This window comes from Paracoccus actinidiae (genome assembly GCF_030863885.1).
GTDB classification, from domain to species: Bacteria; Pseudomonadota; Alphaproteobacteria; order Rhodobacterales; family Rhodobacteraceae; genus Paracoccus; species Paracoccus everestensis.
Window position 1 is genome coordinate 1,433,483 of sequence record NZ_CP132956.1, and the last position, 21,194, is coordinate 1,454,676.

The following is a 21,194-nucleotide window of genomic DNA, read 5'->3' on the forward strand; positions in this document are numbered from 1 at the left end:
GTCCGATGGCAGATGATCTGGTGAACAGCTACAAGTCTGGTCCCGACGAACAGGGGCGCTTCGGCATCTATGGCGGCCGCTTTGTCAGCGAAACCCTGATGCCGCTGATTTTGGACCTCGAGGCCGAATACGAACGCGCCAAGACCGACGCGGACTTCTGGGCCGAGATGGACGATCTGTGGACGCATTACGTGGGCCGCCCCTCGCCCCTGTATTTCGCCGAACGGCTGACCGACCACCTGGGTGGTGCCAAGATCTACATGAAGCGGGACGAACTGAACCACACCGGCGCCCACAAGATCAACAACGTGCTGGGCCAGATCCTGCTGGCCCGCCGGATGGGCAAGACCCGCATCATCGCGGAAACGGGCGCGGGCCAGCACGGCGTGGCGACCGCCACCGTCTGCGCGCGCTTTGGGTTGAAGTGCATCGTCTATATGGGCGCGACCGACGTGGAACGCCAGGCGCCGAACGTCTTTCGGATGCGCCTGCTGGGGGCCGAGGTTGTGCCCGTCACATCGGGTCGCGGCACGCTGAAGGATGCGATGAACGACGCGCTGCGCGACTGGGTCACGAACGTGCGCGACACCTTTTACTGCATCGGCACGGTGGCGGGTCCGCATCCTTATCCGGCCATGGTACGCGATTTCCAGTCGATCATCGGAAAAGAGGTCAAGGAACAGATCCTGCCCCGCGAAGGCCGCCTGCCCGACACCATCATCGCGGCCATCGGCGGCGGGTCGAATGCGATGGGCCTGTTCTATCCCTTCCTTGACGACAAAGAGGTCCGCATCATCGGCGTCGAGGCCGGGGGCAAGGGTGTGGACGACCGGATGGAACACTGTGCCAGCCTTTCGGGCGGGCGCGCGGGCGTGCTGCACGGCAACCGCACCTATCTGCTCCAGGACGACGACGGCCAGATCCTGGAAGGCCACTCGATCAGCGCGGGTCTGGATTATCCCGGCATCGGGCCGGAACACGCCTGGCTCAAGGACATGGGTCGGGCGGAATATGTCAGCATCACCGATGACGAGGCCCTGGCGGCGTTCCAGCTGTGCTGCGCCCAGGAAGGCATCATTCCTGCCCTGGAACCCAGCCACGCCCTGGCCCATGTGATGAAGATCGCCCCCGATCTGCCGCGCGACCACCTGATCGTCATGAATATGTGCGGACGGGGCGACAAGGATATCTTCACCGTCGCCAAGCACCTGGGCTTCGAGATGAAAATATGAGCATCCTCAACGGCTTAAAGTCAGGATGTTGAAGCGGGATTCCAAATAGGGGTCGGGGAACATCACCCGGCCCCTAGTGTTCCCGGTCATCTCGACCAGGCCGATCTCGGGCATCCTTTGCGGGCCGGATCCGGGTTCGGAAAAGGCTGGCAGGTCGGCATAAGGCGGCGGCGTGTCGCCAGCAATGAAGCTGGTGCCCAGATAGACCAGACGGTCGCCGTCCACATGAATCCGCCCTTTGGTCCGCTGGGACCCGGTCAGCTTTTCCAAGCTTCCATCGTTGCCGATCCGGCATCGAAACGGCTGATAGACAATGATGTGCAGAAGCCCGCCCATCTTGATTGTCCGACAGGACCAATCCCCCGGGATCATCGCCAGGGCCTGATCCGAAGGCAGCGGATCGCCCTGCAGAACCCCGGTCAGAATCACAAGATCCTCGGGATCGCCGCCGGAAAATGCGTCCAGCATCGCCTCGCCCGCAGCGGCGTGATATTCGCCCAGCCTGCGGGCATCGTCCGCATGAAGCGGCGTTCCGTCGGCAAGCTGCTGCGACAGGGCAGCCCCAGGCAGCAGGCAGGCCACTGCCACAGCGGCAAGATCAGCCCTGCGCATCGACCGAATGGACCCGCAGCAGTTCCAGCGGGATGATATCCAGGGCGCGGGCATGGGTCGATTCCAGCACAACCTTGGGCGCGGCAAACTCTTGCGCGGCTTGCAGGAACCGCGCGGCGCACAGGCACCAGCGATCGCCCGGTTTCAGCCCGTCGAACCGGAATTCGGGACGCGGCGTGGACAGGTCGTTTCCCAGGTATTTCGACACGGCCAGGAATTCTGCATCGACAATGACGCAGACCGTATGGCTGCCCGCGTCGCCCTGACCGGTATCGCAGCAGCCGTTGCGGTAAAAACCCGTCAGCGGCTTCATCGAACACGGTTCCAGCCGCGTTCCCAGCACGTTCAGCGATGGATCCATGTCCAGTCCTCCTCTGGTCAGGCTACAGCCGCGCGGGGCTTGCGCCAAGCCCTGGATCAGCGAAAGCGGTCGGTCAGCTGGCGCAGCTTGTCGGTCAGGCTGGCGGGCTGGTCGGGGACCGTCGGGGCGGGGGGTGCCTTGGCGGGGACTGCGGGCACAGGCATCGTGCCGCTGTTGCGCGCAGGCTGGGTGCGGGCCGCGACCAGGTTCTGGAACCGCGCGCTGTCCCCCTGCGCCAGGGCAGGCGCCCCGAATGATATTCCCCGCAGCAGATCGTCCAGCCAGTCCCCGTCCGCCTTGGCGAAATCCGACAGGACATAGCCCGCAACGCGATCCTTGTGTCCCGGATGCCCGATGCCCAGGCGCACGCGGTGATAGTCGGCACCGATATGCTGATGGATCGACCGCAACCCGTTATGGCCCGCATGGCCGCCACCGTGTTTCACACGGCATTTTCCCGCGGCAAGGTCCAGTTCATCATGCAGCACGATCACCTCGGGCGGCGTTATCTTCAGATAGCGCATCGCCTCGCCCACGGATTGACCCGAAAGGTTCATGAAGGTCTGTGGTTTCAAGAGGGTGACGCGCGCATCGCCAAGCCTGCCTTCGGCCGCAAGTCCCTGAAACCGCGCCTTCCAGGGTGAAAAACCGTGATCCTCAGCAATCCGGTCCAAGGCCATGAAACCGATGTTGTGGCGGTTGGCCGCATACTTCGCGCCTGGATTGCCCAGTCCGACGATCAGTTTCACGCGCTGTCTCCTGCGGTTTCGGCCCCGGGGCGGGGGGCAAAGTTCGTTCCATGCCTTGCGGCGGACCTTGCCCGTTACTAAGACTCTGTCAACCTTTCGCGTCTAACGATGGGATCAGCGCCCTGGCGAATCGCGGGAACAGGGACACAAGGCAAGGACAGACGATGACCGATCCGGCAGAATTCTACATGAACAACCTCGTTCCCATGGTGGTCGAACAGACCTCGCGCGGGGAACGGGCTTATGACATCTTCTCGCGCCTGCTCAAGGAACGGATCATCTTCGTGTCGGGGCCGGTCCATGACGGCATGTCCACGCTGATCTGCGCACAACTGCTGTTTCTGGAAGCGGAAAATCCGAACAAGGATATCAGCATGTATATCAACAGCCCGGGCGGCGTCGTGACCTCGGGCTTGTCGATCTATGACACGATGCAGTATATCCGCCCCCGCGTTTCCACGCTGGTCGTGGGCCAAGCCGCGTCGATGGGATCGCTGCTGCTGGCGGCGGGCGAACCGGGGCTGCGCTATTCGCTGCCCAACAGCCGGGTGATGGTCCACCAGCCATCCGGCGGGTTCCAGGGTCAGGCGACCGACATCCTGATCCATGCGCGCGAAACCGAAAAGCTGAAGCGGCGGTTGAATGAAATCTATGTGACCCATACGGGCCGCGACCTGTCCGAGGTCGAGGAAGCGTTGGAGCGCGACCGCTTCATGTCGCCGGACGAGGCAAAGGACTGGGGCCTGATCGACGAGGTGGTGGCCCCCCGTGGAAAGGCCCAGCCCGAGAAGAAATAGACCGTTGGGGATTGTGACGGACGCGCGTCAACCCTAACATAAAGGACAGACCCCGTGGCGGCGCGTTCGCCACGGATCAATTCAGGTGCGGCAAGGGGCGACCGGCGCCGCCAGCGGGTTGGCAGACCTGCGGCAATCAAGGAACGTGGACGATGGCGAACCAGTCCGGCAGTGACAGCAAGAACACGCTCTATTGCAGCTTTTGCGGCAAGAGCCAGCACGAGGTTCGCAAGCTCATTGCGGGACCGACCGTCTTCATCTGCGATGAATGCGTCGAATTATGCATGGACATCATCCGCGAGGAAACGAAATCCTCGGGACTGAAATCGGGCGACGGGGTGCCCACGCCCAAGGAAATCTGCGCGGTTCTGGACGATTACGTCATCGGCCAGGAACACGCCAAGCGGGTTCTGTCCGTGGCGGTCCACAACCATTACAAGCGGCTTAACCACGGCACCAAGGGCGACATCGAACTGGCCAAGTCGAACATCCTGCTGATCGGCCCGACCGGCTGCGGCAAGACCCTGCTAGCGCAGACGCTGGCCCGCATCCTGGACGTGCCCTTTACCATGGCCGATGCGACCACGCTGACCGAGGCCGGCTATGTGGGCGAGGATGTCGAGAACATCATCCTCAAGCTGCTTCAGGCGTCCGAATACAATGTCGAGCGCGCACAGCGCGGCATCGTCTATATCGACGAGGTGGACAAAATCACCCGCAAGTCCGACAACCCCTCGATCACCCGCGACGTGAGCGGAGAGGGCGTGCAGCAGGCCTTGCTGAAGATCATGGAAGGCACGGTGGCATCGGTGCCTCCGCAGGGTGGGCGTAAGCATCCGCAGCAAGAGTTCCTGCAAGTGGACACGACCAACATCCTGTTCATCTGCGGCGGCGCATTCGCCGGCCTCGAACGGATCATCGCGCAGCGCAACAAGGGCACTGCCATGGGCTTTGGCGCCTCGGTCAAGGACAATGATGACCGCGGCGTGGGCGAGATGTTCAAGGAACTGGAACCCGAGGATCTGCTGAAATTCGGCCTGATCCCCGAATTCGTCGGCCGACTGCCGGTCATTGCGACGCTGACCGATCTGGATGAAGAAGCCCTGATCATCATCCTGACCAAGCCGAAGAACGCCCTGGTCAAGCAATATCAGCGCCTGTTCGACCTGGAAGGCGTGCAGCTGACCTTTACCGAAGACGCGCTGCAAGCCATCGCCAAGCGCGCCATCAAGCGCAAGACGGGCGCCCGGGGTCTGCGGTCGATCATGGAGGATATCCTGCTGGATACCATGTTCGAACTGCCCGGCATGGATAGCGTCGAGGAAGTCGTGGTGAACGAGGAAGCGGTGGATAACGCCGCCACCAAGCCCTTGCTGATCCATGCAGATGCCAAGAAGGAAACGGCCTCGGCTGGCTGAGCCACGGGGTATTGTCGGGGGCCGTATGGTCCCCGTTTCCTTAAGGCATCCCCATGGATATTTGTGCGCCAAGGATGGGGCAGGCTGGATCTTGGAGGCGCTTTGCGTCATATGTCTCGCAGCCATGAATAGAAGGTTCCAGCCCATGTCCTTTCTGCTTCGCGCCCTGACCTGGTGGAACAGCCAGACCATCAACACGCAGTTCTGGACTTGGCGGAACGGCACCAAGGTGGGCGAGGATGCCGAAGGAAATGTCTTTTACCAGAACAAGGACGGATCCCGCCGCTGGGTGATCTTCAGCGGCGAATCTCAGGCAAGCCGTGTCAGCCCGGAATGGCATGGCTGGCTGCATTACACCTGGGACGAACCGCCGACCAAGGTGCCCTTGACGCATCAGCCTTGGGAAAAGCCGCATCAGGAAAATCGGACAGGGACAACTGGCGCTTATTACCCGGAAGGGTCGCTTTATCGCGCGGACCAGCCTGTGCGCCGCGACTATGATGCCTGGCAGCCCGAATAGATGACCACAGGGGCCGAACATCGGGCAGAACTGGTGGCAGGCGCCATTGTTCTGGCCGTCGCCGCCGGGTTCCTGTTCTGGGGGTTTGGCAAGGGATTCGCCCGCGAAACCGGCTATGAGGTCAGGGCGTCCTTCCCCGATGTGGACGGCGTCGCCGTAGGGACCGAGGTCCGGCTGGCTGGCGTTCCTGTCGGGTGGGTGTCCAGCGTGTCACTGAACCCTGCCACCTATATGGCTGATGCGCGGCTGACCATTCCGGCCGATATCGCGCTGCCCAGCGACAGCGCGGCGTTGATCCAGTCGGATGGACTGCTGGGCGGGGCCTATATCCAGATCCAACCGGGCGGCAGCGCCGACAACCTTGTCCCTGGTGATGAGATCGAGGATGTGCAGGGTGCCGTCAGCTTGTTGCAACTGATGATGAAATTCGTGGACAGCCAAGCCGGGGACGAGGAAAACTCGTGATCCGCGCCTTGGCCTTGGTTGCGATCCTGACAGCCCCCGCTGCCGCGCAAGAAGTTGCCCGTGCAGAGGGCGCATTGTTGCGGGGCTTGGACAAGATATCGGGCAGGACCACGGACTTGCCGGTGTCGGTGGGGCAGGCCGTCCAATATGGCCGCTTGCAGGTCCGGCTGGGCGAATGCCGCTTTCCCGCAGGCGATCCCAGTTCGGATGCCTATGCGCAGTTGACGATCACCGACACCGCGCAGAATGTCACCCTGTTCAGCGGCTGGATGATTGCGTCGTCCCCCGCATTGTCGGCCCTGGACGACACCCGTTATGATGTGTGGGTGATTTCCTGCCAAAGCTGATCGGCCGTCGGCAAAGGCCGTGACCCCAGATCGGCGCGTCGTGCCAGCGCATCGTTTAGCATCAGGTGATAATCGGAACGGGGAATTTCCCGCCCGCCCATGCGTTCAAGATGCGGCGTCAGGAATTGCGTGTCGAACAGCGTGAATCCGCAGCGCGCAAGATGGCTGGACATCCACAGAAGCGCCATCTTGGACCCATTGGTTCGGGCGGATACCATGGATTCCCCGAAGAACGCCGCCCCCAAGGTCACGCCGAAAATCCCGCCTGCAAATCGTCCATCGTACCGGACTTCGAGGGCATGGGCATGGCCTGCCCGATGCAACTGTTGATAAAGTCGGGCCAGGGTTGCGTTGATCCAGGTCGTTTCCCGGTCCCCGCAGGCGGCAACCACGGCGTCGAAATCGCTGTCGAGATGGGCCGACCAGCCCCCCCGCCGCAAATCGCGACGCAGTGATCGTGAGGCATGGACCCCGCCTACCGGCAGGATCCCCCGCGTCGGGGGATCGTACCAGTAAAGACGCGGATCATAGGCGCTGTCAGCCATGGGGAAGACCCCCTGCGCATAGCCTTTAAGCAATTGCGCGGGTGTCAGCATGGCAGGAAATCAGCCGAACTTCTTGTCCAGCCAGCGTTCCAGCCAGTGGATCGAATAGTTGCCTGCCTGAATATCGGGTTCCTGCAACAACGCGGTGAACAGCGGAACGGTGGTGTCAATGCCGTCCACGATCAATTCGCCCAAGGCGCGGTCCAGACGGGCCAGGGCTTCGGGTCGGTCGCGGCCATGCACGATCAGCTTGCCGATAAGGCTGTCGTAATAGGGCGGGATAGAATAGCCGTCGTAAAGCGCGCTGTCGATGCGCACCCCCAGCCCGCCCGGCGCATGGTATTGCGTGATCCGTCCCGGGCAGGGCGAAAATCCCGGCACCTTTTCGGCGTTGATGCGAACTTCGATCGAATGGCCGCGGATCGACAGATCCTCTTGGCGGAACTCCATGGCGTGGCCGGCGGCGACCAGAATCTGCTGGCGGACCAGATCGACGCCGAAGATCGCCTCGGTCACGGGGTGCTCGACCTGCAGGCGGGTGTTCATCTCGATGAAATAGAACTCGCCGTCCTCGTACAGGAACTCGATGGTCCCCGCCCCCGAATAGCCGATCCGGGCCACGGCATCGGCGCAGGTCTTGCCGATGCGGGCGCGTTCCTGTGCGCTGATCGCGGGGCCTGGCGCTTCCTCCAGCACCTTCTGGTGGCGGCGCTGCAGGGAACAATCGCGTTCCCCCAGATGGACCGCGCGGCCTTTGCCGTCGCCAAAGACCTGAATCTCGATATGGCGCGGCCTTTGCAGGTATTTCTCGATATAGACGTCAGGATTGCCGAAGGCGGCCTTGGCCTCGGCGCGTGCGGTGCGAAAGGCGACTTCCAGGCCTGCTTCGTCCTGGGCGACCTTCATGCCGCGCCCGCCGCCGCCCGCCGTGGCCTTGATGATGACCGGATAGCCGATCTGCGCCGCAACCTGCTTGGCCTGGTCCACGTCATCGACGCCGCCATCACTGCCGGGAACGCAGGGCACGCCCAGGTTCTTCATCGTGTCCTTGGCGGTGATCTTGTCGCCCATGATGCGGATATGTTCCGCGCGCGGACCGATGAAGGTAAGGCCGTGATCCTCGACCATCTGCACGAAGGCCGCGTTTTCGGACAGGAAGCCGTAACCGGGATGAATTGCCTGCGCCCCCGTGATCTCGCAGGCCGAGATGATGGCGGGCATCGACAGATAGCTGGCCGATGATGGGGCGGGACCGATGCAGACGGATTCGTCGGCCATGCGGACGTGCATCGCATCGGCGTCGGCGGTGGAATGCACCGCGACCGAGGGGATGCCCATTTCCCGGCAGGCGCGAATCACGCGCAGGGCGATTTCACCCCGGTTGGCGATCAGGATCTTGTCGAACATCCCGACCCTCACTCGACGACCATCAGAGGGGCACCAAATTCGACGGGGGTGCCGTCGTCGATCAGGATGCGCCGCACGATGCCCGCGCGGGGCGAAGGAATGTGATTCATGGTCTTCATCGCCTCGACGATCAGCAGCGTGTCGCCTTCGGCCACGGATTGCCCGATCTGGACAAAGGGCGCGCTGCCCGGTTCCGCCGACAGATAAGCGGTGCCGACCATGGGCGATGTCACGGCGCCGGGCAGGCTGGCCGGATCCTCGCTGATCGCGGGCAACTGCGCGGCGGTGGGGGCAGGCATCCCAACAGGCGCAGGGGCTGCGGCAGGGGCGGGTGCGGCATAGGTCACCTGCTTGCCCTGCTTGGACAGGCTGACAGTCAGCCGGTCGTGTTCGCCATATTCACGCTTGACCGACAGTTCCAACAGGTCGCTGGCATTCAACAGTTCCGCAAGCGACTGGATGAAAGCCACGTCGCCTTCGTGATGTTTGCCATTCTGGGAATCGTTGCTCATGCGGTCCTCTGCCATGTTTATGATGTCGCCGGCCGCGCGGACCGCAACAATTTGCCCGCTTATAGACCCCAAGCCCCGCCAAGGGGAAGGGTTTGTCCGCCTAGGACGGTCGCGTCGCCTTTTCCGCGATCCCCGAGGTGCCTGCGCGTCTGTCCAGTTCGGCTTCCACCTCGGCCAGGGTCAGGTCGCGCGCGGCCAGCATGACCAGCAGGTGAAAGATCACGTCCGCAGCTTCCGCCGTCAGGCGCGTGCGGTCGCCCTTGACGGCCTCGATGATGGCCTCGACCGCTTCCTCGCCGAATTTCTCGGCGCATTTCTCGGGGCCTTTGGCCAGCAGTTTCGCGGTCCAGCTTTCGTCCGGGTCGGCAGTCTTGCGGGCGGCAATGGTGGCGGCCAGGTTGTGGATCGCGCTCATGCCAGCCTCATGGGAATGCCGGCTGCGGCCATATGGGCCTTGGCCTGGGCGATGGTGAAGGTGCCGAAGTGAAAGATCGAGGCGGCAAGGACCGCGCTTGCATGGCCCTCGGTCACCCCTTCGACCAGGTGATCCAGCGTGCCGACCCCGCCCGAGGCGATCACGGGGATGTTCACCGCATCGGCAATTGCACGGGTCAGGGGGATGTTGAACCCGGCGCGCGTGCCGTCGCGGTCCATGCTGGTCAGCAGGACCTCTCCGGCGCCCTTGGCCTCGACGGTGCGAGCGAATTCGACGGCGTCGATGCCGGTGGGCTTGCGCCCGCCATGGGTGAAGATTTCCCAGCGTCCCTCGGCCACGGTCTTGGCGTCGATGGCCACGACGATGCACTGGCTGCCAAAGCGGTCCGCGGCATGGGCCACGACATCGGGGTCGGCCACGGCGGCGGAATTGAAGCTGACCTTGTCGGCCCCCGCCAGCAGCAGGTCGCGCACGTCCCGATGGCTGCGCACGCCGCCGCCCACGGTCAGCGGCACGAAGCATTGTTCCGCCGTTCGCGTCACCAGGTCGAACATCGTGCCCCGGTTTTCATGGGTGGCGTGGATGTCGAGGAAGCAGATCTCGTCCGCGCCCGCTGCGTCATAGGCGCGCGCGGCTTGGACCGGGTCGCCGGCGTCGATCAGGTCCACGAAGTTGACGCCTTTGACGACGCGGCCATCGGCCACGTCCAGGCAGGGGATGATGCGGGTCTTGAGCATGGCTTCTCCTTGCGGGACCGTCCTATGCCGAAACCGTGCTTCGTTGAAGATGCGATTTGCGGGTGATAGCGTGGCGCGAACCGAACGGAGGCCACCATGGACGACCAGCACAAGACCGAACCGCGCCTGACTTCGCTGTCCCATGGCGGCGGCTGCGGCTGCAAGATCGCGCCGGGCGTGCTGACCGGGTTGCTGCGCGGCACCGCCATGCTGCCCGTCCCCGAGGCGCTGCTGGTGGGGATCGAGACATCGGACGATGCCGCCGTCTACCAGTTGAATGAACGGCAGGCGCTTGTCGCGACGACGGATTTCTTCATGCCCATTGTGGATGATCCGCTGGATTTCGGGCGCATCGCCGCGACGAATGCGATCAGCGACGTTTATGCCATGGGCGGGACGCCGATCATGGCGCTGTCGCTTGTGGGGATGCCGATCAACACCCTGTCGGGCGAGACGATTGCCCGGATTCTGGAGGGTGGCGCCATGGCCTGCCGCGAGGCGGGCATTCCCATCGGCGGCGGCCACACCATCGATTCGGTCGAGGCGATCTATGGCCTGGTGGCGCTTGGGCTGGTTGATCCTGCCCATGTGAAGCGCAATTCGGGCGCACGTCCCGGCGACGTGCTGATCCTGGGCAAGCCGCTGGGCGTGGGCGTGATGTCGGCGGCCCTGAAGAAGGGCGCGCTGTCGGACGAGGGCTATCGCGCGATGATCGCGGCCACGACCAAGCTGAACACCCCCGGCCCGGATCTGGCGCGGCTGGCGGGTGTTCATGCGATGACGGATGTGACGGGCTTCGGCCTGGCGGGTCACGCCCTGGAAATGGCGCGAGGGTCTGGTTGCGAGTTGCGGTTGGACTGGCCTGCCGTGCCGCTGTTGGCCGGGGTGCGCGATCTGGCGGCGGGCGGATTTGTCACCGGGGCGTCAGGGCGGAACTGGACCAGCTATGGAGGGGATGTGGTGCTGTCCGAAGGGTTTGCCGATCTTGACCGTGCGCTGCTGACCGATCCGCAGACCAGCGGCGGGCTGCTGGTTGCCTGCGCCGAAGATCAGGCGGACGCGGCCTTGGCGATCTTTGCCAAGCACGGCTTTGCCGAGGCTGTGGTGATCGGGCGGGCGGTCGCAGGCCCGGGGCGGATTGTCATCGGCTGAGGTCCACCGCCTCCGGCGGGGATATTTGAGTGAAGAAGAAGCGGCCGGGTCAGGCTGCTTCGACCGTCCGGGCACGGGCGATTTCTTCGGGGGTTAGCGGTCCGGGAAAGTGGCAGGCGGTCTGGTGATCGCCGCCCAGCAGGGCCGGAACCTCGGCCGCGCAACGGGCTTGGGCGCGGGGGCAGCGCGTGCGGAACACGCAGCCCGATGGGGGGGCCGTGGGCGAGGGCAGTTCCCCCCGCAACGGGACAATCCGCACCGCCGGATCCTGCGCGGGGTCGGGCACCGGCACCGCTGACAGCAGCGCCTGGGTGTAGGGATGCTGCGGGCGGGCATACAGATCGTCCGCCGAGGCAATCTCCATCACCTTGCCCAGATACAGCACCATCACCCGGTCGCTGATATGGCGTACCATGGACAGGTCATGGGCGATGAAGATCAGCGACAGGCCAAGATCGGCCTGCAACCGCATCAGCAGGTTGATGACCTGCGCCTGGATCGACACGTCCAGCGCGCTGACGGGTTCGTCGCAGATGATCAGTCGCGGTTCCACGATGAGCGCGCGAGCGATGCCGATCCGCTGGCACTGGCCGCCGCTGAATTCATGCGGATAACGGTTGATCTGGCTGGGCAGAAGCCCGACCCGGTCCATCATCGCCCTGACCCGGTCCTTGACCTGCGCCCTGGCCATTCCCGGATGATGGGTTTCCAGCGGTTCCGCGATGATCTGGCCTACGGTCATGCGAGGGTTGAGGCTGGCCAGCGGATCCTGGAAGATCATCTGCATCTGGCTGCGATAGGCCATCATCCGACGGGGGGACAGGCCGATCAGGTCGGCGCCGTCGATCCATTCCGCGCGGCCCGTGGCCGGGACCAGGCCGATCAACGCACGCGCCAGCGTGGATTTGCCGCAGCCGGATTCACCCACGACGCCCAGGGTCTGACCCGCCCCCAGCGTGAAGTCCACGCCGTTCACGGCACGCAGGTTCCGGGGCTTGGCCCAGGGCATCGCGCCCGCCTGCCGGATGGGAAAGCTGACCCGCAGGTCGCGAACGTCAAGCAAGGGTTTGGTCATGGGCATGGTTCCTTCCCGACCGCAGTTCATCCAAGGGCGCAAAGCAGGCACGCCAGCGGTCCAGGGCAAAGTCTGCAAGGACCGGGCGGTTCAGGCATTCATCGCGCCGATACGCGCAACGCGGCCGGAAGGCACATCCTTGGGGCGGGCGGCTCATGTCTGGTGGCTGGCCGGGGATGACAGCCAGTTCTGCAGCGTGTGAGTCGATGCGCGGGATCGCCGAGAGCAGCCCTTGGGTATAGGGGTGGGCAGGGTCGGCAAAGACAGGGCCGACCGGCCCCAGTTCGCGGATGCGGCCCCCATACATGACCCCGACACGTTCGCAGGAACCGGCGACCACACCCAGGTCATGGGTGATCAGGATCATTGCCATGCCGAAATCGCGCTGCAAGTCGGCCAGCAGCGTCATGATCTGCGCCTGCACTGTCACGTCAAGCGCGGTTGTCGGTTCGTCGGCGATCAGCAGTTTCGGACGGCACAGCAGCGCCATTGCGATCATCACCCGCTGCCGCATCCCCCCGCTGAATTCATGGGGATAAAGCCTGATGCGTCCCTTGGCGTCAGGGATGCGCACCGCGTCCAGCATCCGGACGGATTCGGCCACGGCCGCGCGCCGGGAAAGACCCTTGTGCAGGACCAGCACCTCGGCCATCTGGTCGGCCACGCGCATATAGGGGTTCAGCGAGGTCATCGGATCCTGGAAGATCATCGCGATCTTTTCCGCCCGGACCCGGTTGATGACCTTGGGCGGGGCGTTCAGGATTTCCTGCCCGTCCAGTCGCACGCTGCCCGATGCGCGTCCGTTGCGCGCCAGAAGGCCCATGACTGCAAAGGCCAGTTGCGACTTGCCCGATCCGGATTCGCCGACGATGCCCAGCGTCTCGCCGGGCTGGACAGTCAGGCTGAGATTGCTGACCGCGTGAACCTCGGCGTCATGGGTGTGGAAGCGGACCGACAGGTCGCGGATGTCCAGAAGTGCCATGTCAGCGTTCCTTCGGATCAAGCGCGTCGCGCAAGCCGTCGCCCACGAAGAAGAAGCCGAACAGCGTGATGACAAAGAAGAACAACGGAAAGGCAAGCTGCCACAGGGTGCCATAGCTCATGGTGCCCGCGCCTTCCGAAATCAGCGCCCCCCAGGAGGTCAGCGGTTCCTGCACGCCCAGGCCCAGGAAGCTGATGAAGCTTTCTGTCAGGATCATCAGCGGCACCAGAAGCGTGGCATAAACCGCAACGACGCCCAGCAGGTTCGGCACGATATGGCGGGTGATGATGCGCCAGGTCGATACGCCGGTGGCGCGAGCAGCCTCGATAAATTCCCGGTTCTTGAGCGACAGGGTCTGGCCGCGCACGATCCGCGCCATGTCCAGCCAGGAAATCAGGCCGATGCCCAGAAACAGCATGGACATGGACCGGCCGAACATCACCAGCAGCAGGATCAGCACGAACATATAGGGGATCGACATCAGGATATCGACCGTCCGCATCATCACTTGGTCGGTGCGCCCGCCGACATAGCCCGCGACAGCGCCGTAAAGCGTACCCACGATCACCGCGATGCCTGCGCCGACGATCCCCACCAGCAGGCTGATCTGCGTGCCCTGCACGGTGCGGGCGAACAGGTCGCGGCCCAGGTCGTCGGTGCCGAAGTAATGGCCGTTCGACCAGGAGGGCGCGCCCATTGTGGCGACCTGGCCCATGACGCCGAAGTCCAGCTCCTCGTTCGACCAGACGGCGAACTGGCTGCCGAAGATCGCGAACAGCGCGACCAGGATCAGGATCACCAGACCAGCCATGGCCGCCTTGTTGCGCCAGAACCGCCTGCGGGCATCGGCCCAAGGGGACCGGCCCTTGACCTCGGTCATGCGATGGGCAAGCGAGCGCATCTTTTGTTCTTCGATGACCATGCCCTAATACCGGATCTTCGGGTCGATCCAGGCATACAGGATGTCCACGACCAGGTTGAACAGGATGGTCAGCGCGCCGACCAGGATCGTCACGCCCATCATTACCGCGTAATCGCGGTTCAGCGCCGAATCCACGAAAGCCTTGCCGATCCCGCCGGTCGAAAAATAGATGTCGATCACCACCGATCCGGTGATCATCGACACGAAGACCGGGCCAAGATAGCTGACGACGGGCAGCATCGCCGGGCGCAGCGCGTGACGCAGGATGACGCGGCGATCGGGCATCCCCTTGGCGCGCGCCGTGCGGATGTGGTTGCTGCCCAGCACCTCGAGCATGGATGACCGGGTGATCCGCGCGATGGATGCCATGTAGCTGGTGGACAGCGCGATCACCGGCATGATCCAAAAGGAAGGGTCCGAAAAGCTCCACCCCCCGCCGGGCAGCCATCCCAGCCACAGGGTCAGGGTCAGGACCAGCAGCGGCGCCATCACGAAGTTCGGCAGCACCTGCGCGCCGATCGAGATGCCGACCGCCAGATAGTCCAGCCAACTGTTCTGCCGGATCGCAGCCACCGTGCCCAGCGTGACCCCCACAAGGACTGCGGCCAGAAAGGCCAGCGAACCATAGGTCAGCGTCACCGGAAAGCCGTCCGCGATCAACTGGTTCACCGTCCGGTCGGGATAGACGAAGCTGGGACCGAAGTCGAAATGGACGACGATGCCCCAGACATAGTTCCAGATCTGGCGCCACAGCGGGTCGTCCAACCCATATTTGGCATTCAGGTTCGCCAGGACCTGCGGCGGCAGGGCGCGTTCCTGGGTGAACGGCCCGCCGGGCGCAAGGTGCATCAGCAGGAACGACAGGACGATCAGCAACAGCAGCGTGGGAACCGCCATTGCCAGCCGCCGCAGGATATAGGCGAACATCGGTCAGGCCTTATTCGGCGATCCGATACAGATCCTTGGCATACCAGGCGTTGGTCACGTTTTCCAAGGGAAGGCCCTTGACCGCCGGATTGATCATATCGACCTTGGAATAGTGGTAAACAAAGGCGGCGGGCACCTCTTCGGCCAGGATCTCCTCGGCCCGCTTGTACAAGGGCGCGGTATCCTCGGCCGTCTTGGAATCCGCCATCAGCTTGTCGTATTCCGCGTTCGACCATTTGCCCGAGTTGTAGCCGTCGGTGCGGAACCAATCCAGGAAGGTCGTCGCCTCGTTATAGTCGGCGCACCAGGCATAGCGGGCCATGTCGAAGTCCTGGCTTTGCATCCGGTCGGTATGCACCTTCCATTCGACATTGTTCAGCGTGATGTTCACGCCCAGGGGCTTCCAGAACTGCTGGGCCGCGATGGCCAGCTTCTTGTGGTTCTCGTCCGTGTTGTATTGCAGCGACAAGGCCAGCGGGTTGTCGGGACCGTAACCCGCATCCGCCAGAAGGGCACGGGCTTTCTCGATGCGCTGTTCCTGGGTCAAGGTGGCGATTTCCGCATCGGGCGACTGGAATCCCTCGATCGCCCAGTGGGTCCAGCTGTATGCAGGCTTCTGGCCGCCTTGCAGCACCTGGTCCACGATGATGTTGCGGTTCAGGCCCAGCGACAGGGCCTGACGCACGCGCACGTCCTTCAGCGCCTCGGGGCCTTTATCCGAAACGTTGAAGACATAGGCGTAGGAACAGGAATACGGGATCGAGATCGCCTGGTCGGGATATTCATGCGACAGGCGGGGATACTGCCCTGCGGGGATCTGCACGCGGTCCAGTTCGCCTGCCAGATACCGGGTCAGGCCGATGTTGTTGTCGTTCACGGTCACGCCGCGCACGGTTTCCATCACCACGTTCTCGGCGTCCCAATAATTCGGGTTCTTCACCAGCGTGATGTCCACGCCCAGGTTGTGGCTGTCCAGCATGAAGGCGCCGTTGCCGACCAGGTTGCCGGGCTGGGTCCAAGCATCGCCGTGCTGTTCGACGACCTCTTGCGGCACCGGGAAGGTGGTGGCGTGGGACAGGGTCTTGAGGAAATAGGGGGTGCGCGTGGTCAGCTTGACCTCCAGCGTCTTGTCATCCACCGCGCGCACGCCAAGCTGGTCGGGCGTCATCTCGCCCGCGATGATCTGGGTGGCGTTCTGGATGTTCATCAGTTCCAGGAACCAGGCGTATTCGGACGCGGTTTCGGGGTTCACAACGCGCTGCCAGGCATAGACAAAATCCCCCGCCGTGACCGGATCGCCGTTCGACCACTTGGCGTCGCGCAGGGTGAAGGTATGGGTCAGCCCGTCGTCGCTTTCCGCATGGCTTTCCGCCATGCCGGGGATCATGGCGCCGGTCTGGTCCTCGTTCATCAGCCCCTCGAACAACTGGCGCAGCACGTCCGAGCCTTCGACATCGGTGTTCTTGGCCGGGTCCAGCGTCTTGATCGCGTCCAGCAGCCAATAGGTATAGGTCTGGCTGTCGGCCAAAGTCTCACCCTCGGCGGGTTGCACGGCTTGGGCGGGCAGGGCCAGAGCGGCCAAAAGGGCGGTGGTCGTGAACAGCTTGGACATCGGCTCCCCTTGTCGTTGAATGGCGGCATCGTGATGCACGCAGGCGCAAAGCCTAGCCCATCAAGCGCGGCGGTAAAGATCGAACGCACCGTTCCCGGTTCCCATCCTTGTGAAGGGGCCGTATCGGCGTCAGATGCACGACCGGTGTCGGCCCGCTGGCGGCAAAGGCTCCGAGAGCAGGGTAGGTCGTGGGCTGAGCCACAGGACAGACGCTGAACCCGATCCACGCGAGGGTGTCTGCCGGGTAAGGGATCGGCGGAATGTTCAATTGGAACAACGTCCGTCGCCATCTGGCATGAGGGATCGGGAGGGGCGGGACGCTGAACTCGTGCTTTGCGCAGCGACCGCCAGACGGGACCGTGATCCGGCACGAAACTGGGCCAATGCGCCGGGACTGCACCAGGCAAGCGCCCTGGTCGCGACGTGGCGTCAGATGCGGACGGATGCCGATCCGGTGGCAAGATCGCCATGCGTGCAGCCCACATTACCCACCAGACACCGAACTTCTTGACCGGTTTTGGCGGTTCGCGCATATGCGAATGAATGAACAGTCGGCCAAATGGCTCATAAGGCTGGTATTCAAGGGGGAGTAATCTTGATGAACGGCCTTTTGGCCCTGTCGCGCGGCATCGACCGCGTCAACACAGTAATCGGACGCAGCGCGGCCTGGCTGATCCTGCTGGCGATCTTTGTCAGCGCAATCAATGCCGTCGTCCGCAAGGTGTTCAGCGTGTCGTCGAACGCCTATCTGGAATTGCAGTGGTATCTGTATGGCGCGGCGTTCCTGCTGGCGGCCGCCTATACGCTGCTGGAAAACGAACATATCCGCATCGACATCGTGTATGGCGCCTTTTCGCGCCGGGTGCAGCACTGGATCGACCTTCTGGGCACGATCTTCTTTCTGATGCCGGTGGTCTTGCTGACGCTGTATTTCGTCTGGCCTTGGCTCATGCGCAGCATCCGCGGCGGAGAGATGTCGATGAACGCGGGCGGGCTGATGCTGTGGCCCGCCAAGGCCATGCTGTTCGCGGGCTTCGTGCTGCTGTTCTTTCAGGGCATTTCCGAGATCATCAAGAAGATCGCCGTCATGCGCGGGCTGATCCCCGATCCCTTCCCGGCGACCAGCCACCATGCCCCGTTGGAGATCGACCCCGACCTGGCCGCCCAGGCGGGCTTCGCCGATCCCGACCATCCGCTGACCGATCTGGTCGATGACGTGCGCAAGGAACCCCGCAAATGATGGAGCTTATTGCGCAGAACATGGCGCCGATCATGTTCGTCTCGCTGATCGCCTTCTTGCTGGTCGGCTATCCAGTGGCCTTCGCCCTTGGCGCCAACGGGCTGTTGTTCTTCATCATCGGGGTTGAACTTGCGCCCCTGTCCAACGGCTCGATCAACCTCAGCTGGCCCCTGCTGGGGGCGATCCCCGACCGCTTCTTCGGTGGTGTTGTCGCGAACGAGACATTGCTGGCGGTGCCATTCTTTACCTTCATGGGGATCGTGCTGGAAAAATCCGGCATGGCCGAGGATTTGCTGGACACGATTGGCCAGTTGTTCGGCCCGATCCGGGGCGGCCTGGCCTATGCGGTGATCATCGTGGGCGCGCTGCTTGCTGCGACCACGGGCGTGGTGGCGGCATCCGTGATCGCGATGGGCCTGATCTCGCTGCCGATCATGCTGCGATACGGCTATGACCGGCGGATCGCGTCGGGGACGATTGCCGCGTCGGGAACATTGGCGCAGATCATCCCGCCGTCGCTGGTGCTGATCGTTCTGGCCGACCAGCTGGGCCGGTCGGTGGGCGATATGTACAAGGGCGCGATGATCCCCGGCCTGGTGCTGACCGGGCTGTATATGCTGTATATCTTCGTCATGACGATCCTGCGGCCGAATGCCCTGCCGGCCCTGCCGCCCGAGGCGCGGACTCTGGGATCGGGCATCACGTCGCTGCTCGTGGCGCTTTTGGTGGCGGGGGGCATTTTCTATGGGATGTGGCACTGGCTGCACGACACCCATGGCGCGGATGCCGACATCCTGGCCGTGGTCGTCGCGGTGCTGGTCATCTATGCGGCGGCATTGATCGACAAGACCATGAAGATCGGCCTGATGTCGCGGTTGGCCCAGCAGGTCATCATCGTGCTGATCCCGCCCCTGGCCCTGATCTTTCTTGTGCTGGGCACGATCTTCCTGGGCATCGCCACCCCGACCGAGGGCGGCGCGATGGGCGCGGTCGGCTCGTTGTTCCTGGCGGGTGTCAAGGGACGGCTGAACCTTGGCGTCATCAACCAGGCCCTGGCGGCGACCACGCGTTTGTCCGCCTTTGTGATGTTCATCCTGATCGGGGCGCGGATCTTCTCGCTGACCTTCTATGGCGTGAACGGGCATCTGTGGGTGGAACACCTGCTGACTTCGTTGCCGGGGGGTGAGCTTGGCTTCCTGATCGCAGTGTCGTTGCTGGTGTTCCTGCTGGCATTCTTCCTGGATTTCTTCGAACTGGCCTTCATCATCGTGCCCCTGCTGGCGCCTGCCGCCGAAAGCCTGGGCATCGACCTGATCTGGTTCGGCATCATCCTGGGCGTGAACATGCAGACCAGCTTCATGCACCCGCCCTTTGGGTTCGCGCTGTTCTATCTGCGGTCCGTGGCGCCCAAGGCGCCCTACAAGGACAGGGTAACCGGCCTGATGATGGATCCGGTCCGAACCGGCCAGATCTATTGGGGGGCGGTGCCCTATGTCTGCATCCAGATCGTGATGATCGCGGTGGTGATCGCCTTTCCGCAGCTGGTCATGCACTACAAGGGGCCAGCGATCGATCCATCAGGCGTGCGGCTGGAAATTCCGGCAGGCGGTTCGGGCGGCTTTGGCGGACTGGGCGGCGGTCTGGGATCGCCCTTCGGCCAGGGCGCGGCCCCGGGGGACGGCCAACCCGCGCCAGGCGGTCTGGGTGGCGGCTTAGGCGGCGCGCCGAGTTTCGGCACGCCAGCAACCCCCGCCGCGCCGCAAGCCCCGGCACCTGCGGCACCGCAGCCCGATCAGACCCAAGGCAGCGGCGGTCTGGGCCTAGGCGGTCCGCCGCCGGGCCTGGGCGGAAACTGACAGGATTGCAAAGGGCCGGGAGACCGGCCCTTTTTCCTTGCCGCAGTCACGAAAAAACCGCCACAGGCTGGGCTGCGGCGGTTTTCCATTCAGAAGATGGCCTCAGCCCTGGGTGGGGGCCAGCTTGCCGTTGCGCTGCTGGATCATCATGAAGGTATCGAAGGTGTATTCCGCAGTCTGGTTGTACAGATACCAGTCGTCGCGGAATTGCAGCTGCGCCTCGTATTGCCGCTTGAAGTGTTCGTTCTGCGTGGACAGCTCGGCATAAACCTCGTTCGCCGCCTGGAAGGCCGCGTTCATGATTTCCTCGCTGAACGACCTCAGCTGCGCGCCCGACGCGGCCAGTTCCTTAAGCGCAGTCGGGTTCTTGAAGTCGTATTTCGCCAGCATATTCTGATCGGCCGCCTGGCAGCAGGTGCGCAGAAGCGATTTGTAATGTTCGGGGAGCTCGTCAAACTTGCCCTTGTTGACGAAGAAGCTGACCGTCGGCCCGCCTTCCCAGAAGCCAGGGTAATAGTAATAGGGCGCGACCTTCTGGAAGCCGAGCTTGTTGTCGTCATAGGGGCCGACCCATTCGGCGGCGTCGATGGTGCCCTTTTCCAGCGACGGATAGATGTCGCCGCCCGCGATCTGCTGGGGCACCACGCCCAGTTTCTCGACGACGCGCCCGGCCAGACCGGAAATGCGCATCTTCAGGCCCTGCATATCGGCAAGGGTGTTCACCTCCTTGCGATACCAGCCGCCCATCTGCACGCCGGTGTTGCCGCTGGGATAGGCCACCAGTCCGACCGTTTCCAGGAACTGGTTATACTGGTCGATCCCGCCGCCATGATAGTTGTAGGCAGCCTTGGCGCGTGCGCTGAAGGTAAAGGGCAGGTCGGCGCCGCAGGCGAAGGCAGGATCCTTGCCCCAGTTGTAATAGCCCACGGAATGGGCGCATTCCACGGTGCCGTCCGCGGCAGCATTGATCGCGTCCAAGCCCGGAACGATCTCGCCCGCGGCAAAGACCTGAAGGTTGAACTTGCCATCGGACGCTTCACGCAGGCGCAGCGCGACCTCTTCGCCGCCGCCATAGATCGTGTCCAGCGACTTGGGGAACGACGAGGCAACCCGCCAGTTGATCGTCGGCGCCTCCTGCGCGATGGCGGGGGCGGCCAGCGTGGCACCGGCTGCGGCGGCAACGCCGCCCACCGAAGCCGTTGTCAGGAACGACCTGCGGTGCAGCGTCTTGGAATCTTTCATGAACTCTCCTCCGATCAGGGCTGTCGGGATGGCCTCCTCAGCGGGTTC

The 21,194-nt window shown here is 63.5% G+C and carries 23 protein-coding genes; 9 read left to right on the forward strand and 14 right to left on the reverse strand.

What is annotated here, in order from left to right:
* Positions 1–5: 5 nt before the first annotated feature.
* The gene (gene trpB / locus Q5701_RS07240; protein ID WP_234853100.1) at positions 6–1,232 is read left to right on the forward strand and encodes a tryptophan synthase subunit beta; all 1,227 of its coding nucleotides are present in this window, start codon (positions 6–8) and stop codon (positions 1,230–1,232) included.
* 6 nt (positions 1,233–1,238) lie between these two features.
* Here trpB and Q5701_RS07245 read toward each other — a convergent pair whose 3' ends face one another.
* The 3 genes from Q5701_RS07245 to pth are packed head-to-tail and all read right to left on the reverse strand — an operon-like array spanning position 1,239 to position 2,954.
* Positions 1,239–1,844, reverse strand: a complete 606-nt coding sequence (locus tag Q5701_RS07245; RefSeq protein ID WP_306754602.1) for a DUF4893 domain-containing protein — start codon at positions 1,842–1,844, stop codon at positions 1,239–1,241.
* Positions 1,831–2,205 carry a DUF2237 family protein gene (locus Q5701_RS07250; RefSeq protein ID WP_234853098.1) on the reverse strand — a complete coding sequence of 125 codons (375 nt, stop codon included), beginning with the start codon at positions 2,203–2,205 and terminating at the stop codon, positions 1,831–1,833. Before Q5701_RS07250 ends, Q5701_RS07245 begins: the two co-directional genes overlap by 14 nt.
* 56 nt (positions 2,206–2,261) lie before the next feature.
* Positions 2,262–2,954 (reverse strand): aminoacyl-tRNA hydrolase, encoded by a 693-nt coding sequence (gene pth, locus Q5701_RS07255; RefSeq protein ID WP_306754603.1) that lies wholly within the window; start codon positions 2,952–2,954, stop codon positions 2,262–2,264.
* 164 nt (positions 2,955–3,118) lie between these two features.
* Here pth and Q5701_RS07260 point away from each other — a divergent pair, with 164 nt between their 5' ends.
* From Q5701_RS07260 to Q5701_RS07280, 5 genes are all read left to right on the forward strand, one after another.
* Positions 3,119–3,751, forward strand: a complete 633-nt coding sequence (locus tag Q5701_RS07260) for an ATP-dependent Clp protease proteolytic subunit (protein ID WP_234853096.1) — start codon at positions 3,119–3,121, stop codon at positions 3,749–3,751.
* A gap of 152 nt (positions 3,752–3,903) precedes the next feature.
* Positions 3,904–5,169, forward strand: coding sequence for an ATP-dependent Clp protease ATP-binding subunit ClpX (gene clpX / locus Q5701_RS07265; RefSeq protein WP_234853095.1), 1,266 nt, complete (start codon positions 3,904–3,906; stop codon positions 5,167–5,169).
* Positions 5,170–5,314: 145 nt separating this feature from the next.
* Positions 5,315–5,689 (forward strand): NADH:ubiquinone oxidoreductase subunit NDUFA12, encoded by a 375-nt coding sequence (locus Q5701_RS07270; RefSeq protein WP_306754604.1) that lies wholly within the window; start codon positions 5,315–5,317, stop codon positions 5,687–5,689.
* Complete coding sequence (gene mlaD, locus Q5701_RS07275) at positions 5,690–6,154, forward strand: outer membrane lipid asymmetry maintenance protein MlaD (protein WP_306754605.1); 465 nt, start codon at positions 5,690–5,692, stop codon at positions 6,152–6,154. It begins immediately after the preceding gene.
* Positions 6,151–6,501 (forward strand): DUF2155 domain-containing protein, encoded by a 351-nt coding sequence (locus tag Q5701_RS07280; RefSeq protein ID WP_306754607.1) that lies wholly within the window; start codon positions 6,151–6,153, stop codon positions 6,499–6,501. The genes mlaD and Q5701_RS07280 overlap by 4 nt, the downstream gene beginning before the upstream one ends.
* Here Q5701_RS07280 and aat read toward each other — a convergent pair.
* The 5 genes from aat to hisF form a co-directional block, all read right to left on the reverse strand.
* Positions 6,468–7,097: a leucyl/phenylalanyl-tRNA--protein transferase gene (gene aat, locus Q5701_RS07285; RefSeq protein ID WP_306754608.1), complete on the reverse strand. Its 630-nt coding sequence runs from the start codon at positions 7,095–7,097 to the stop codon at positions 6,468–6,470. The genes Q5701_RS07280 and aat overlap by 34 nt on opposite strands.
* A 9-nt stretch (positions 7,098–7,106) precedes the next feature.
* Entirely contained in the window at positions 7,107–8,453 is a 1,347-nt protein-coding gene (gene accC, locus Q5701_RS07290; RefSeq protein WP_306754609.1) for an acetyl-CoA carboxylase biotin carboxylase subunit, read from the reverse strand.
* An 8-nt stretch (positions 8,454–8,461) separates the two neighbouring features.
* Positions 8,462–8,965 (reverse strand): acetyl-CoA carboxylase biotin carboxyl carrier protein, encoded by a 504-nt coding sequence (gene accB, locus Q5701_RS07295; protein WP_306754611.1) that lies wholly within the window; start codon positions 8,963–8,965, stop codon positions 8,462–8,464.
* A 100-nt stretch (positions 8,966–9,065) separates the two neighbouring features.
* Positions 9,066–9,380, reverse strand: a complete 315-nt coding sequence (locus tag Q5701_RS07300) for a phosphoribosyl-ATP diphosphatase (RefSeq protein WP_306754612.1) — start codon at positions 9,378–9,380, stop codon at positions 9,066–9,068.
* Positions 9,377–10,138 (reverse strand): imidazole glycerol phosphate synthase subunit HisF, encoded by a 762-nt coding sequence (gene hisF / locus Q5701_RS07305; RefSeq protein WP_306754613.1) that lies wholly within the window; start codon positions 10,136–10,138, stop codon positions 9,377–9,379. The genes Q5701_RS07300 and hisF overlap by 4 nt, the downstream gene beginning before the upstream one ends.
* Positions 10,139–10,234: 96 nt before the next feature.
* On the opposite strand from hisF, the gene selD reads away from it, so the two are divergent.
* Positions 10,235–11,290: a selenide, water dikinase SelD gene (selD, locus tag Q5701_RS07310; RefSeq protein ID WP_306754614.1), complete on the forward strand. Its 1,056-nt coding sequence runs from the start codon at positions 10,235–10,237 to the stop codon at positions 11,288–11,290.
* A 49-nt stretch (positions 11,291–11,339) separates the two neighbouring features.
* On the opposite strand, the gene Q5701_RS07315 is transcribed toward selD, so the two are convergent.
* From Q5701_RS07315 to Q5701_RS07335, 5 genes are read right to left on the reverse strand one after another with little or no spacing between them, the layout of a single operon-like run.
* The gene (locus Q5701_RS07315; RefSeq protein WP_306754615.1) at positions 11,340–12,365 is read right to left on the reverse strand and encodes an oligopeptide/dipeptide ABC transporter ATP-binding protein; all 1,026 of its coding nucleotides are present in this window, start codon (positions 12,363–12,365) and stop codon (positions 11,340–11,342) included.
* Positions 12,346–13,347: an oligopeptide/dipeptide ABC transporter ATP-binding protein gene (locus Q5701_RS07320; protein ID WP_306754616.1), complete on the reverse strand. Its 1,002-nt coding sequence runs from the start codon at positions 13,345–13,347 to the stop codon at positions 12,346–12,348. The genes Q5701_RS07315 and Q5701_RS07320 overlap by 20 nt, the downstream gene beginning before the upstream one ends.
* A 1-nt stretch (position 13,348) precedes the next feature.
* Entirely contained in the window at positions 13,349–14,269 is a 921-nt protein-coding gene (locus Q5701_RS07325; RefSeq protein WP_306754617.1) for an ABC transporter permease subunit, read from the reverse strand.
* Positions 14,270–14,272: 3 nt separating this feature from the next.
* Positions 14,273–15,196 (reverse strand): oligopeptide ABC transporter permease OppB, encoded by a 924-nt coding sequence (oppB, locus tag Q5701_RS07330; RefSeq protein WP_306754618.1) that lies wholly within the window; start codon positions 15,194–15,196, stop codon positions 14,273–14,275.
* A 10-nt stretch (positions 15,197–15,206) separates the two neighbouring features.
* Positions 15,207–16,808, reverse strand: coding sequence for a peptide ABC transporter substrate-binding protein (locus Q5701_RS07335; RefSeq protein WP_306754620.1), 1,602 nt, complete (start codon positions 16,806–16,808; stop codon positions 15,207–15,209).
* Between the two features lie 598 nt (positions 16,809–17,406).
* Here Q5701_RS07335 and Q5701_RS07340 point away from each other — a divergent pair.
* Both Q5701_RS07340 and Q5701_RS07345 read left to right on the forward strand, forming a co-directional pair.
* Complete coding sequence (locus tag Q5701_RS07340; RefSeq protein WP_234853081.1) at positions 17,407–18,048, forward strand: TRAP transporter small permease subunit; 642 nt, start codon at positions 17,407–17,409, stop codon at positions 18,046–18,048.
* Complete coding sequence (locus Q5701_RS07345; RefSeq protein ID WP_306754621.1) at positions 18,045–19,904, forward strand: TRAP transporter large permease; 1,860 nt, start codon at positions 18,045–18,047, stop codon at positions 19,902–19,904. The genes Q5701_RS07340 and Q5701_RS07345 overlap by 4 nt, the downstream gene beginning before the upstream one ends.
* Before the next feature lie 102 nt (positions 19,905–20,006).
* Here Q5701_RS07345 and Q5701_RS07350 read toward each other — a convergent pair whose 3' ends face one another.
* Positions 20,007–21,128, reverse strand: coding sequence for a TRAP transporter substrate-binding protein (locus Q5701_RS07350; protein ID WP_234855787.1), 1,122 nt, complete (start codon positions 21,126–21,128; stop codon positions 20,007–20,009).
* Positions 21,129–21,194 lie beyond the last annotated feature (66 nt).

What these genes read in the sequence shown, in the direction of transcription:
- trpB (WP_234853100.1), top strand. Translation starts at nt 6, where the DNA reads ATGGCAGATGATCTGGTGAACAGCTACAAGTCTGGTCCCGACGAACAG.
- Q5701_RS07245 (WP_306754602.1), bottom strand. Translation starts at nt 1,844, where the DNA reads ATGCGCAGGGCTGATCTTGCCGCTGTGGCAGTGGCCTGCCTGCTGCCT.
- Q5701_RS07250 (WP_234853098.1), bottom strand. Translation starts at nt 2,205, where the DNA reads ATGGATCCATCGCTGAACGTGCTGGGAACGCGGCTGGAACCGTGTTCG.
- Q5701_RS07260 (WP_234853096.1), top strand. Translation starts at nt 3,119, where the DNA reads ATGACCGATCCGGCAGAATTCTACATGAACAACCTCGTTCCCATGGTG.
- clpX (WP_234853095.1), top strand. Translation starts at nt 3,904, where the DNA reads ATGGCGAACCAGTCCGGCAGTGACAGCAAGAACACGCTCTATTGCAGC.
- Q5701_RS07270 (WP_306754604.1), top strand. Translation starts at nt 5,315, where the DNA reads ATGTCCTTTCTGCTTCGCGCCCTGACCTGGTGGAACAGCCAGACCATC.
- mlaD (WP_306754605.1), top strand. Translation starts at nt 5,690, where the DNA reads ATGACCACAGGGGCCGAACATCGGGCAGAACTGGTGGCAGGCGCCATT.
- aat (WP_306754608.1), bottom strand. Translation starts at nt 7,097, where the DNA reads ATGCTGACACCCGCGCAATTGCTTAAAGGCTATGCGCAGGGGGTCTTC.
- accC (WP_306754609.1), bottom strand. Translation starts at nt 8,453, where the DNA reads ATGTTCGACAAGATCCTGATCGCCAACCGGGGTGAAATCGCCCTGCGC.
- accB (WP_306754611.1), bottom strand. Translation starts at nt 8,965, where the DNA reads ATGAGCAACGATTCCCAGAATGGCAAACATCACGAAGGCGACGTGGCT.
- Q5701_RS07300 (WP_306754612.1), bottom strand. Translation starts at nt 9,380, where the DNA reads ATGAGCGCGATCCACAACCTGGCCGCCACCATTGCCGCCCGCAAGACT.
- hisF (WP_306754613.1), bottom strand. Translation starts at nt 10,138, where the DNA reads ATGCTCAAGACCCGCATCATCCCCTGCCTGGACGTGGCCGATGGCCGC.
- selD (WP_306754614.1), top strand. Translation starts at nt 10,235, where the DNA reads ATGGACGACCAGCACAAGACCGAACCGCGCCTGACTTCGCTGTCCCAT.
- Q5701_RS07315 (WP_306754615.1), bottom strand. Translation starts at nt 12,365, where the DNA reads ATGACCAAACCCTTGCTTGACGTTCGCGACCTGCGGGTCAGCTTTCCC.
- Q5701_RS07320 (WP_306754616.1), bottom strand. Translation starts at nt 13,347, where the DNA reads ATGGCACTTCTGGACATCCGCGACCTGTCGGTCCGCTTCCACACCCAT.
- Q5701_RS07325 (WP_306754617.1), bottom strand. Translation starts at nt 14,269, where the DNA reads ATGGTCATCGAAGAACAAAAGATGCGCTCGCTTGCCCATCGCATGACC.
- oppB (WP_306754618.1), bottom strand. Translation starts at nt 15,196, where the DNA reads ATGTTCGCCTATATCCTGCGGCGGCTGGCAATGGCGGTTCCCACGCTG.
- Q5701_RS07335 (WP_306754620.1), bottom strand. Translation starts at nt 16,808, where the DNA reads ATGTCCAAGCTGTTCACGACCACCGCCCTTTTGGCCGCTCTGGCCCTG.
- Q5701_RS07340 (WP_234853081.1), top strand. Translation starts at nt 17,407, where the DNA reads ATGAACGGCCTTTTGGCCCTGTCGCGCGGCATCGACCGCGTCAACACA.
- Q5701_RS07345 (WP_306754621.1), top strand. Translation starts at nt 18,045, where the DNA reads ATGATGGAGCTTATTGCGCAGAACATGGCGCCGATCATGTTCGTCTCG.